Genomic DNA, 11762 nt, shown 5'->3' with positions numbered 1-11762 from the left:
GTTGCACGAGATCGTGTTCCGCAAGCGTCAGTACATCATTATCATCTCCGAGACGCCAGCGGTCGCGACGTCAAACCTCGACTGGCTCGCGAATCAGTTGAAATCGAACGCGAAACTCCGCGAGGATTTTGGTCCGTTGCTCCACCCGAAGCAGCAGGTGAATCCGAAGGATAACACGTCCGAGTTCATCGCGTGGGAAGCACGAGATAACGATGAGCAGCGGCTCCTGACGCTCGTACAGGCGGCATCTACCGGACAGGCGCTTCGCGGTCGGAACTGGAACGGATACCGTCCGGACTTGATTATATGCGACGACCTAGAGTCGAAGAAGAATACGAATACGGCCGAACTCCGCCAAGAGATGCGTGACTGGTTTACGCAGACGGTCATGCCGTTGGGCGACCCGGCCGGAAAGAAGACCGCTATCGTATTCATGGGAACGATGGTTCACGCGGAGTCGCTCTTGCGGTACGTACTGGATCGTGCCGACTTCAAATCGCGCTTGTTCAAAGCGTTAATTGACGAGCCGGAGCGGATGGACCTGTGGGAGAAGTGCCGCGACATCTATCTCAACGCGGAAAACCCTAACCGAGCGGACGATGCGGAGGCATATTACCACGCAAACAAGGCAGAAATGGATCGCGGTGCTTCCGTACTGTGGCCGGACGTTCAGCCGTTGTGGAAACTGATGAAATGGAAGTGGGACAACGGCTCGAAGGCGTTCTCGACCGAGTATCAGAACACGCCAATCGACGAAGAATCGCAGATATTTGTGCCGGACAAATTCCGCTATTACGACGAGTCGGACTTGATCGGTCTATCACTCGAAGTTTACGCGTTTTGGGACATTGCGTTCGGGAAATCGAAGCGGGCGGACTATAACGCCATTGTTTCGGTAGGTCGCGACAGGAAAACCGGCATCCTCTACGTACTGGACGCGTGGGCCAAGAGGTGCCCGGCGCACGTAGCGTTGGAGGAGGCGGTCGAGAAGATCAGGGAGTTCGGTCACCGGTCGTTTGGCGTTGAAACCGTCCAAGCGCAGCACGACCTCTACCGTCAATTACAGGAGCGGTTAGGTCGCGAACGGATTTACGGAACGCGCCTAAAGCCTATTATCTCGCGCAAGAAAAAAGAGGAGCGGATCGAATCGCTTGAGCCGTTGGTCGAAAACGGCTTTTTGCGTTTTAACCGTAGCCACCGATTGCTTATCGAACAACTCGAACATTTCCCCGGAGGTACGTACGATGACCTGCCGGACGCACTTGCGGGAGCGGTCGATTTAGCAGGCGGAACACGACCGAAACGACGCGCCTTCTACACGAAACCAAACGGACTATAACGGAGGTGGAACGACTGTTTACGATAGGGGAATACTTCCCGCCGCTAGAACACGAAAAGCGGATCAAGCGTTACCGCGACAATAAAAAGCTGGCGCAGGGACTTCATCACGACGTTTTCGAGCGAGTTCATAACCGATTATCGAAAACGCAGCGTGATCTTATCTATATCTCCGCGAATCTTCCGGGCGTTATCGCTAAGAAGAGCGCGGATTTTTTGTTCGGAGAAACGCCGACCATTTCCGCAGGTAAAGAGAGTTCGGCAGAGCAAGCTGCAATCGAGCGATTGATCGAGGAGAACGACCTCCACATTACGAACTACGAGGCGGCACTCGGCAACTCCTATCGCGGGGACACGTTTTACAAGATCAAGTGGGCGCAGACCTGGCGCGGACAGCTTCCGGAAACGGTCGATCCGTTCCGTCCAGTTATCGAGGTGCAGGACGCAAGTTACGTTTTTCCGGAAACATTGCCAGGGAACAAGAAGCGTATCGTTGCGTATCACATCGCGATCCCTATTCCGGTAGGTGACGAGCGTAACCTTGAATGGATTCTGCGAGTGGAGTCGCATTATCCCGGCAAGATCGTAAAGCGGCAGTTCCGTATGACGGCGTTAAATACGGACGTGGATAGCGAAGTCGTGTCATGGAAGATTTACGCGGAAGTCACGGAGGCGCGGGAAGAAGTTGAAACGGGTGTTCCGTATCCGCTAGTCGTTCACGTGCCGAATTTCGCGTTCGATGATTCATGGGAAGGCGTAGACGACTTGACCGAGCATATTTCGCTTTTTGACGAGATCAACAATCGCTTGAGTCAGATCGCGGTTATCCTCGATAAGCACGCGGACCCTGCAATCGCGATTCCTTCCGGATTGATGGAGGTCGACGAGAACGGAAGGCCGTTTTTCCACGTTGGCTCGATGAAAGTGTTCGAGGTTGACGGCAAGGAAGATGCCCCACCGAAGTACATCACCTGGGATGGTCAACTAGAGGCCGCTTTCAAGGAATTGGAGCGCTTGATTGACTTACTACTGACTGCTGCTGAACTACCGGCCGTAGCTCTCGGCAAAGACAATTCGGGCACAAGCGGGGCCTCCGGTCTCTCGATCAAGTGGCGGATGAATAGTCTGCTCGCGAAGATTAATCGCAAGCGCCAGTATTACGACAAGGGGCTAAAGAACGTCCTTTACATCGCTCAGTTATTGGAACACGCCCAATCGCCAAATAAACTCGATTACAAGCCGACATGGCCGAAAATCAACTTCAAGGACGGACTGCCGGACGATGACATGGAGATGGCGAACATCATGAGCGTAAGGACAGGCGGAAAGGCAACTATTAGCCAACGTACGGCGATCAAGATTCTCGATGGACTGACGGACGAGCAGGTCGAGGAAGAATTGAAACGGATCACGGCGGAAGAAGAGTTCGTCGACTCGTCCGTTTTTAATGAGCCGGGAGGTGGCGCGAATGAAACGGATTAAGGCCGTAGCCATCGCGTTATCCCTCGCGATTGTCTTATGGTACAACGCAAAGGCGGGGCGGTGACCGCTAGTGCGCGAAATCCCCCGTCCGGATTACGAATACGAAATCGCCCACCTCGTCTCCGCCTATAAACGCGCCGTCTCCGACATCCTCCGTGAACTCGAACGGCTGGACCTGACGGACATATCGCGTGCCCAAGCGCAAGCGGCACTCGCGGAGGTCGCCCGTATCCTCGCGTCTTTGAACGAAGAATCAGCGGCGTGGGTCGCGGCGAACATCCCGAAGGCGGCGACGGACGGAGTGGCAGCGGCAATCTTCGCGCTAGGTGTCGCGGAAACGTTCGAGGAGGCCCGTTCAATAGCGAAATTTAACCGCATGAATAGAGCGATGGTTGACGCAGTGATCGCGGACACGCAGGCGGATTTGCTCGCGGTAACACAAAACGTCGAGCGCAAGGTCCGCGCGGCTGTCCGGCAAGTCACCGCTGATTCGATGCGTGCGAACATGGCGCGAGGTGTTAACGGGCGGCGTACTATCAGTCGCGATATTCTCGATGGACTGCGGAAGAAACTCGGTGACTCCGTGAATACCGGGATCGTTGACGCGGCTGGTAGGCGATGGAGGCCGGAAGTTTACGTTGATATGGTGACGCGAACGAAGACGATGGAGGCACACATGGAGGCGACGATCAACGAGGGCGTGGCACGCGAGGCGTTTTACGGCGTGATCTCGCGACATGGGGCGACGGACGCCTGCCGGAATTGGGAAGGCAAGGTCGTAAAGTTAGTCCCGGACGCTCCCGGCAATTACCCGTATCTCGGAGATTTGCGGGGCGGACGTGAAATCTTTCACCCGAATTGCAAACACGTAGTAACGCCGGTGAGGAAACCGGTCGAGTAGGCGTGTCCTGGCGTAAGACGTTAAAAGACGCAAATACCGAGGCGTAGCTCGTTAAAAACGAATGGAGGTATCGAGATGACTGTAACAAAGTCGATTAAATTCCGTTTCCCTATGGACATTCAATATTTCGCGGAAGATTCCGAAACGTCTGCGGAGACGGTAAACACCGAAACACAAACGGAAACGACCGAGAAGCCCGAAATTATGATTCCGAAAACACGGTTCGATGAGGTAAATACGAAGTTTAAGGATGTTCAGCGCCAGCTTGAAGAGTTGCTAAAAGAGAAGCAGGATCGCGAAAAGGCGGAAGCTGAGAAGCGCGGCGAATACGAGCGACTCTACCAAGATACTACAAAGCAGGCCGAGGAGTTCAAGACAAAGGCAGAGACTACCGAGCAACGGGTACAGCAGCTTGAAAGCGTCATTTCTCAATTACTGGATGCGAAGCTCGAAAATATTCCCGAGGATTTCCGCGACTTGATTCCCGCAAACTTTACGGTCGAGCAAAAGTTGGAATGGATCGCGACCGCAGAGAAAAAAGGTCTGTTCGCGAAAAAAACGCAGCAACAAATTGGCGACGACACGAACGCGCCAGATAAACAAAAGGTTGATCTCAACAGTTTAAATCCCATGCAGTTGTTTATGGCCGGATACGGCTCTAAATAAGACGCCTTGATTGGCGTCTTTTTATTTTCTATCAAACCTAAAGGAGAGATTTAACTATGGCATTGACTCTTACCGAAGCAGCGAAACTCTCGCAAGATACCCTGCAACGCGGAGTAATCGAAACGTTCGCACGCACATCTTCTTTCTTGGAAATGCTTCCGCAGATGGAGATTAGCGGGAACGCGTACGCGTATAACGTTGAGGGCGCGCTGCCTGGCGTTGGTTTTCGTGACGTTAATGAAGGATACGTAGCATCTGAGGGCGTAATCAACCCGGCGTCCGAACGCCTGTACATCGCGGGTGGCGACGTTGACGTTGACCGCTTTATCATCCAGACTCGCTCCAACGTGAACGAGGTTCGCGCGATCCATACGGACATGAAAGCGAAAGCCCTTGCGCTGGCTATCACGAACCAATACTTTAACGGAGACCAGGCCGTTAATGCGAAAGGGTTCGACGGCTTGAAAAAGCGTTTGACCGGAAATCAAGTAATTTCCGCCGGAGCTGACGGCGCAGAACTCACTATCACGATGCTCGATGAATTGATCGACGCGGTAGAGGGCGAGCCTGACGCACTGTTCGTTTCCAAGGCGATGCGTCGCGAAATTAAGCGCGTGATTCAGGGACACAACGGCTACAGCGAGTCGCAGTATGATGCGTTCGGCCGTCCGGTCATGACTTACGGCGGAATCCCGATCCGCGTTATCGAGACGGACAATATCGGTAACGAGATCATCGGGTTTAACGAGACACAAGGAACCGCCTCTAACACCGGTTCTATTTACGCGGTGAAATTCGGTGCGGAGCAATATGTGTCCGGACTCCAAAACGGGGGCGTAAGCGTTCGTGACCTGGGTGAATTGGATGAAAAGCCGGTATTCCGTACGCGTATCGAATGGTATGCGGGGATGGCCGTATTTCACCCGAGAGCGGCTGCACGCTTGAAGGGCGTACTCAAAAAGGCGTAATAAACGGTAGATAACGGGCGGTCCTTATGATCGCCCCTATTATTTTCGGAGGTGGTTACGATCTACACGATTAAAACGCCGAACGCGCAGTACAACGGCATTACCGAAGGCGTTCCGTTCGTGAACGGAGTCGCCGAAGTGAAGGACGAAGCGACGCGAAATGTACTCGTAAACAACTACGGATATATTGACGCGACCGGTGATACGCCCGAACCCAAAACGGAGGAACCCGCCCCGGCCCCGAAGGCCCCGCGCAAATCCTCCGGCAAATAACCGCCTGACGGCGGAATCTACGGAGGTGACCGCGAATGGCGGTGAATGTAACGGACGCGAACGCTTATATCGCGGAGTGGGTCGTAGATAACGAGGACTGGACGGACGCGGACGATGCGAAAAAACAACGGATACTAAACGTCGCCTCTCGTACGCTCTCCGTCAAGTACCCGACCTACGTGATACCGGACGCGGCCGTGTACGAAACAGCGGCAGCGTTCGCGACCGCGTTCAACGATACGATGGTGCAGGCACAGCGCGGCGTCCAATCGTTCTCGCTGTCCGGCGTCGCCTCGTTCAACTTCCGTGAGGCCGCGCGTGATCTTGTCGATTTGATCCCGCAGGCGGCGCTCGATTTGATTGCGGAGGAAAACCCGGACATGCCGAAACCGGCGAAACGGCGCGTAGGGTGGACCGTCCTATGACGCGGGGTGTTGCGGCATGGCGTTAATTCCGTTGAAGAACACCGTTACGATTACGCCAGCGACCGGCGGCACCGACGAATGGGACCGTCCGATTCCGGGCACGCCGTACCAATTGCGTTGCCGCATCCAGGAGGGCACGAAGTTGGTCCGGTCGGCAAGTGGTGCAGGCGGCGTACACGGCGTCACCGCGCAAGAGGTCGTTTCGGTCGCGCAAATCTACTTCGATAAGATTCCGGTTGATCCCGCCACGGGAAGTGCGCTCGGACTTACGGACACCATTACGTTCACGGACGAAACGGGAGCCGCCCGTACCTATACGCCCATATCAATCGAGATCAAACGGGGCTTGAACGGTAAGGCGATCCTGACGGTCGTAAACGTGTGAGGAGGCGAAGAAATGGCGCTTGAACTAACGGTAGATTTCGCGAAGTTCCGGCAGGCGCTCGAAAAGGCGCCCGAGACGGTCTTCCGCGCAGCCAAACGCGGCATGCACGACGCCCTGGACGAATGGCGGCAGGAAGCGACCGACATAGCTCCGCTGGACAAAGGGACACTCCGGCGCGGAATTGATACGCGGATTGACGGAGACGGCCTCGATATGGTCGGTGAGGTTAGCGCCGTCGCTATCGAGGATTCCGGACGCGGGCGGTTCAATTACGCCTATTACCTGCACGAAGTAAAAGGCGCGATCCAGAATCCGACCACGCCCGGCACCGAAGCGAAGTTTCTCGAGATTCCCGCCAAAAAGTACGGAAAGAAGTGGGCGCGCGACATCGAGAACGAGATCAAGGTGGAGCTCAAAAAGGACGGATGGTGACGGCCGATGGCGCTTATGAACGAACTCGCGTCCGTCGGCTCGTACGTCAAGTCCGCCCTGCCGTCAAACGCGCAACTCAAGTACGAGGTGCCGACGCAACCGACGAAGGACAACGTAGTGGTACGCATGCTCACGACGGATACCGAGTCGGAGACGGCGTACCACTATCGTGTTGATCGTACGTACCAGGTCGTGATCTACGGCGCCGATTCGCCGACCGTCATCGAACGGATGGACGCGGTATCACGTAAGATCAACGATAGGACGACGCTGATTCCGATTGCGGGGAATCTCCGGTATATCCGGACGAACGGCTTCGGGTACGGGGCGGCGTTTCGGACGGAGAGCGGGCTATGGGCGTGCGCGGGCGTGTTGCAGACGGAGGTGCGCGAGGCGCGGACGCAAGAGCAATACGACAAGATCATGCACGTTTATCCGCGCTATGAATTGCGGATTCCGGTCGGGTGAAAGCCCGGCCTTTTTATTTTCTAGCGAGGAGTGATTCGTAGATGGCTCAAGGCGGATCGTGGAGTCCGACTGACCTGCCGATTGAACCCGGTCTATACATTAACTTCGTAGAGGCTGCGGCGGCTGCGATCAAGGGCGGAGCGCGAGGTATCGTCGCCATCCCGTTACTCAAGTACGGGGCTAACGCGGCGGTCAAGCAGTTTTACACGGTAAGCAAGGAGAAAGAGGCGCAGGACCTGTTCGGTGCGGACAACATCGCGTCTATCCGGCTTGTCCTTATGGGCGGCGCGAAAGAAGTGCTCGTCTATACGATGCCTGCCGATCCTCAACCGACCGACTACGTAGACATGCGCGATGCTTTCGATTCGCGTCCGTTCAACGTGTTCGTTTTCGACCAGGAGGCGGACGCGTCCGAACAAGACCTGACGAAAGCATGGGTCGAACGGAACCGGACGGAGGGTAAGCATTTTATGTTTGTGGCGGGTGGATCGGCGGACGAAGACGCAGACCCAGCGCAAGGGAACGCGCGATCAGCACGTTTGAAGCACGATTATATCGCGAACCTGATCGTCGGCGGAACGTTGAGTGGAAAAACGTACACGTCCGCAGAATACGCGCCTTACCTCGCGGGCCTTATCGCTGGGACGGCGATCAACAAGTCGATCACGTACGCGCAGGTGGCGCTCAACGACGTTAACAAGCGCTTGACGCCGACGCAGGTACGCGATGCACTCAAGGCGGGGTCGCTCATTCTGATTAACGACGGCGAAAAGGTCAAGGTCGTTCAGGGCCTCGTAACTTCCGGTAAGAAAATCCGAGTGATTCGCGCTCGGCAGGCGATTGCGACCGACATTACGCAGACGGCGGCGGACGCTTACATTGGCAAGATCGATAATAACCCGGACGGGCAGGCGGCGCTCATCTCCGCGATCAAGGCGTACCTTGAGCGGCTGGAGGCGAGCAACGTCCTGATGGGGCCGGTTGTAATGCTCGATCCCGAATATGACTCCGTGGGCGATTCGGTGTACCTGCTGATCTCGTTCGCGCACGTCGATTCTATCGAGCGGATTTTCCTGACAGTTAACGTATAAAGGGCGGTGAAGATAGATGGCACCACTTGATTCTACACGAACCATAAACGGTAAATTCGGCGAAATCTGGATGGACGGACAGTGGTTGAGCAACTTCCATACCGCTGAAGCTACCGCCGACCTCCAGTACGAAAAGATTAAACGGTCCGGCAAACGTGCCGACGGTAACAAGGTCGTGGGCATTGAGTATTCCGGTACAATTTCCGGCTACAAAATCACCTCTGACTTAGCGAGGGCTGTCGCGCAAGTTACTGACGATCGCAAAGGCGCGTTCGTGTGCGAGTTGGTCATGAAACTCGACGATCCAGAGGCGTATGGTTACGAACGCGTACGCTTAAAGGGCGTTCAGTTCACTAAAATTGACATCATGAAATTCGAACACGGTTCGATGGTTGAGCAAGAGTGGCCATTCGTGTTTGACGGCGTCGAGTGGCTCGATGCGATTACGGCTGAATAATTCTGGCGGCTTCGGCCGCCTTTCGCTTTCCTTTCGAAAACAACCCTATGGAGGATGAGATAGATGGACGATTTGCTGCGAGCGCTGCTTGATCGGGATACAAAACCGGAGAAAGATGTTGAGGTAAAAGGTCTCGGTACAATCCGAGTTCGTGCCTTGAACGACGACGAGATTAAGAAAATTACGGAACGCGCAACTTTTGGAAAGAAAGTTGACGAGGAAAAGCAGACGCTCCTGCTCATTAAAGAAGGGACCCCTTATGTCGACTGGTCCAACGGCGAGTTGCTCGCTAAGTTTCAAACGGATGACCCGTTGACCGTCATTAAAAAGGCTTTACTGCCCGGAGAAAAAGTCAAGTTGGTAAACGAAATCATGGCCATTTCCGGCTTCGATCAAGAAGACCTCATCGCTAAGGCAAAAAACTCATAAAGGGCGGGGGCGAGGCGTTGTTAATCCACGCGATCTTTCAACGCCACGGCATTCCGCCACACGAAGTATACAACGCTCCTAGAGGATCGAGGGCGTTCATGTACGCCAGCATGTTACTTGCGTTTGAGGAAGAAGAGGAAGCACGTCAGCAGGCGGAAAGGAGGTAACGAATGGCGTACGATCTTGTCGCGCGCTTGCGTCTTGTCGACAACATGACCGCGCCCCTTCGTCGGGCTACTAATCAGATGTCGGTAGCCGGTCGCGTCGGCCGATCGTCCTTTGGCGGAGTATCTGCGGCACTAGGGGCGGTTGCTGCGGGCTTAGGCGTAGTCACAACGGCAGCAGCTGGGGTAGCTGCCGCCTTCGCCTCCGTGAACAAAGCGATGGACTTCGAGGCGCAATTGTCCAGCATTAAGGCGCTGACCGGCGCAAGCAGTGCGGAAATGGGGCAGATGTCGAAGCTGGCATTGGATATGGGCGCACAAACGAAGTACAGCGCGCTCGAAGCCGCGCAAGGTATCGAGGAGTTGTTAAAATCCGGTCTGACGCCTGCGCAAGTCCGTGCGGGCGGATTGGAAGCAGCGTTAAACCTCGCGACGGCTGGCGGACTCGGCCTAGCGGATGCCGCCGAGATCATGTCGACCGCGTTAAATGCGTTTAAACGAGACGCCATGACAGCCGCGCAGGCTTCGGACATTCTCGCGGGAACAGCGAACGCCTCCGCGACAAGCGTTCAGGAACTCCGGTACTCACTCGCGATGGTGTCTGCGGTCGCAGCGGGCGTTGGTATGTCGTTCAAGGACACGAATACCGCGCTCGGTCTGTTCGCGAACAACGGGTTAAAAGGGTCGGACGCCGGTACGTCGTTGAAAACAATGCTGTCGAACTTGCAGCCGACGACGAAAGAGCAGATCGCCCTGTTTAAGAAGCTCGGACTGATGACGCAATCGGGAGCGAACGCGTTCTTCGACGCGAAAGGCAAACTGAAAAGCCTCGAACAAATCGCAGGAATCTTGCGTAAGTCACTCAGCGGCTTAACGGATCAACAACGTATGATGGCGCTCGAAACGATGTTCGGTGCGGATGCTATCCGGGCGGCGACGATCTTGTTCAACGAGGGAGCGGCAGGTGTTCGGAACTTCCAAGCGGAAATGACGAAAGTGTCTGCGCTCGACGTTGCGAAAGAGAAGATGAATAACGCGAAAGGCGCTATCGAGCAGTTTAAGGGCGCGATGGAGACACTGGTTATTTCCGCCCTTACTCCGTTAATGCCTATGATTAAAAACCTTGCGCTGTCAGCGGCTGATTTAACCGAGAAGTTGAATAAGTGGCTCGGGAGCAAGCAGGCGCAGGAGTGGGGAAGCACGCTTATAAACGTACTGTCCGTGGTCGGTCCGTTGGTGGGCGGTCTTACTGCCGGATGGTTGGCTTACAGAACGGCTGTGCTAGGGATCACGGCAGCACAAGCAGCATTAAACATCGTGATGATGGCAAACCCCATCGGACTTGTCATTGCAGGAATCGGGTTGCTTGTTGGTGCAGGCTACCTCCTTGTGAAGCATTGGGACACGGTAAAACAGTCCGCGAGCGACTTATGGGTTGCGCTCAAGAACGCGTTTGCAACGGGCGTAAACTGGGTCATCGGCCATCTCAACCGCATGATTAGCGCGATGAACAACGTGCTCCAACACGTAGGTATTACGATTCCTCAAATACCGGAAATGGCGATGGACTACTCCGTACAACAACGGAAGATGACCGAGTTCCGCCAAGCGCGAAATTTCGATATTGACGGGTCGCATGCGGGCGGTCTTTCGTACGTGCCCTATGACGGATACGTGGCGCGTCTGCACAAAGGAGAGCGCGTGCTAACGTCCGGCGAAAACGAGAGGTATTCTAGCGGTGGTGGCGGAGTTACTATCGCAAAACTTGCGGATCAAATCGTCGTGCGAGAAGAGGCGGACATTGATCGGTTCGCGCGAGCGCTTGCGAGAGAGATAAGCAGAGCCGGAGGACAAACGGCGTGAAACCTTTTAAATTCGCCTTCGTATTGCTAAAATATAGAAAATGACAGCGGAGGCGATGCTTTGTGTTCTTCGGACAAAAACAGGCTGAACTCGAAATAAACGACCTTCTGTTTGAGGGTGAAGAAATTGTTGGACACTATAAGTTAGTCCAAGATTTCATCTGCCTCACAAATAAGCGAGTAATCTTTGTTGATAAGGCAATCTCATCAAATAAACGAGCGATCATTTCAATCCCTTACGATAATGTCGAGTCCGTAGAAATGGAGCGGGGGAAAATACTCTCGATCGGCCATGAGTTTACAATTGTTACGAAAAAGAGAGAGTACGACATTCACCTTGCAAAAGACGTCGATCCAAACGAGTTCTATCGTACTCTTACAAAACATATTTGCACGTGAAGGCTAAACAACGGAGGTGGCG

The 11762-nt window shown here is 54.6% G+C and carries 15 protein-coding genes; all 15 read left to right on the top strand.

The window, feature by feature from the left end:
- The first annotated feature begins 1 nt into the window (after nt 1).
- Nucleotides 2-1339, top strand: coding sequence for a phage terminase large subunit (gene terL / locus V5G20_RS17815; protein WP_338461572.1), 1338 nt, complete (start codon nt 2-4; stop codon nt 1337-1339).
- A 5-nt stretch (nt 1340-1344) separates the two neighbouring features.
- On the top strand, nt 1345-2820 hold the full coding sequence (locus tag V5G20_RS17810) for a phage portal protein (protein ID WP_338461570.1): 1476 nt from the start codon (nt 1345-1347) through the stop codon (nt 2818-2820).
- A gap of 70 nt (nt 2821-2890) precedes the next feature.
- Complete coding sequence (locus V5G20_RS17805) at nt 2891-3721, top strand: phage minor capsid protein (protein ID WP_338461568.1); 831 nt, start codon at nt 2891-2893, stop codon at nt 3719-3721.
- Between the two features lie 75 nt (nt 3722-3796).
- Nucleotides 3797-4387: a hypothetical protein gene (locus tag V5G20_RS17800; RefSeq protein WP_338461566.1), complete on the top strand. Its 591-nt coding sequence runs from the start codon at nt 3797-3799 to the stop codon at nt 4385-4387.
- 56 nt (nt 4388-4443) lie between these two features.
- Entirely contained in the window at nt 4444-5355 is a 912-nt protein-coding gene (locus V5G20_RS17795; protein ID WP_338461564.1) for a major capsid protein, read from the top strand.
- Nucleotides 5356-5406: 51 nt separating this feature from the next.
- Entirely contained in the window at nt 5407-5628 is a 222-nt protein-coding gene (locus tag V5G20_RS17790) for a hypothetical protein (protein ID WP_338461562.1), read from the top strand.
- Between the two features lie 35 nt (nt 5629-5663).
- Nucleotides 5664-6053 carry a hypothetical protein gene (locus tag V5G20_RS17785; RefSeq protein WP_311068301.1) on the top strand — a complete coding sequence of 130 codons (390 nt, stop codon included), beginning with the start codon at nt 5664-5666 and terminating at the stop codon, nt 6051-6053.
- Between the two features lie 16 nt (nt 6054-6069).
- The gene (locus V5G20_RS17780; RefSeq protein ID WP_338461559.1) at nt 6070-6438 is read left to right on the top strand and encodes a hypothetical protein; all 369 of its coding nucleotides are present in this window, start codon (nt 6070-6072) and stop codon (nt 6436-6438) included.
- Nucleotides 6439-6450: 12 nt separating this feature from the next.
- On the top strand, nt 6451-6870 hold the full coding sequence (locus V5G20_RS17775; RefSeq protein WP_338461557.1) for an HK97 gp10 family phage protein: 420 nt from the start codon (nt 6451-6453) through the stop codon (nt 6868-6870).
- Nucleotides 6871-6987: 117 nt separating this feature from the next.
- Nucleotides 6988-7338, top strand: a complete 351-nt coding sequence (locus tag V5G20_RS17770) for a hypothetical protein (protein WP_338461555.1) — start codon at nt 6988-6990, stop codon at nt 7336-7338.
- Between the two features lie 41 nt (nt 7339-7379).
- Complete coding sequence (locus V5G20_RS17765) at nt 7380-8429, top strand: phage tail sheath subtilisin-like domain-containing protein (protein ID WP_338461553.1); 1050 nt, start codon at nt 7380-7382, stop codon at nt 8427-8429.
- Nucleotides 8430-8445: 16 nt separating this feature from the next.
- Nucleotides 8446-8886, top strand: coding sequence for a phage tail tube protein (locus V5G20_RS17760; RefSeq protein ID WP_338461551.1), 441 nt, complete (start codon nt 8446-8448; stop codon nt 8884-8886).
- Nucleotides 8887-8949: 63 nt separating this feature from the next.
- Nucleotides 8950-9315: a phage tail assembly chaperone gene (locus tag V5G20_RS17755; RefSeq protein ID WP_338461549.1), complete on the top strand. Its 366-nt coding sequence runs from the start codon at nt 8950-8952 to the stop codon at nt 9313-9315.
- Nucleotides 9316-9485: 170 nt separating this feature from the next.
- Nucleotides 9486-11342, top strand: a complete 1857-nt coding sequence (locus V5G20_RS17750) for a phage tail tape measure protein (protein ID WP_338461547.1) — start codon at nt 9486-9488, stop codon at nt 11340-11342.
- 62 nt (nt 11343-11404) lie between these two features.
- Entirely contained in the window at nt 11405-11740 is a 336-nt protein-coding gene (locus V5G20_RS17745; RefSeq protein ID WP_338461545.1) for a PH domain-containing protein, read from the top strand.
- Nucleotides 11741-11762: the final 22 nt, after the last annotated feature.

Origin of the sequence: Brevibacillus borstelensis (assembly GCF_036700025.1) — a bacterium.
Lineage (GTDB): Bacteria > Bacillota > Bacilli > Brevibacillales > Brevibacillaceae > Brevibacillus > Brevibacillus borstelensis.
Note: the sequence above shows the minus strand (reverse complement) of the source record. Positions and strands in the feature narration are given on the sequence as shown.

What these genes read in the sequence shown, in the direction of transcription:
- V5G20_RS17800 (WP_338461566.1), top strand. Translation starts at nt 3,797, where the DNA reads ATGACTGTAACAAAGTCGATTAAATTCCGTTTCCCTATGGACATTCAA.
- V5G20_RS17795 (WP_338461564.1), top strand. Translation starts at nt 4,444, where the DNA reads ATGGCATTGACTCTTACCGAAGCAGCGAAACTCTCGCAAGATACCCTG.
- V5G20_RS17785 (WP_311068301.1), top strand. Translation starts at nt 5,664, where the DNA reads ATGGCGGTGAATGTAACGGACGCGAACGCTTATATCGCGGAGTGGGTC.
- V5G20_RS17780 (WP_338461559.1), top strand. Translation starts at nt 6,070, where the DNA reads ATGGCGTTAATTCCGTTGAAGAACACCGTTACGATTACGCCAGCGACC.
- V5G20_RS17775 (WP_338461557.1), top strand. Translation starts at nt 6,451, where the DNA reads ATGGCGCTTGAACTAACGGTAGATTTCGCGAAGTTCCGGCAGGCGCTC.
- V5G20_RS17765 (WP_338461553.1), top strand. Translation starts at nt 7,380, where the DNA reads ATGGCTCAAGGCGGATCGTGGAGTCCGACTGACCTGCCGATTGAACCC.
- V5G20_RS17760 (WP_338461551.1), top strand. Translation starts at nt 8,446, where the DNA reads ATGGCACCACTTGATTCTACACGAACCATAAACGGTAAATTCGGCGAA.
- V5G20_RS17755 (WP_338461549.1), top strand. Translation starts at nt 8,950, where the DNA reads ATGGACGATTTGCTGCGAGCGCTGCTTGATCGGGATACAAAACCGGAG.
- V5G20_RS17750 (WP_338461547.1), top strand. Translation starts at nt 9,486, where the DNA reads ATGGCGTACGATCTTGTCGCGCGCTTGCGTCTTGTCGACAACATGACC.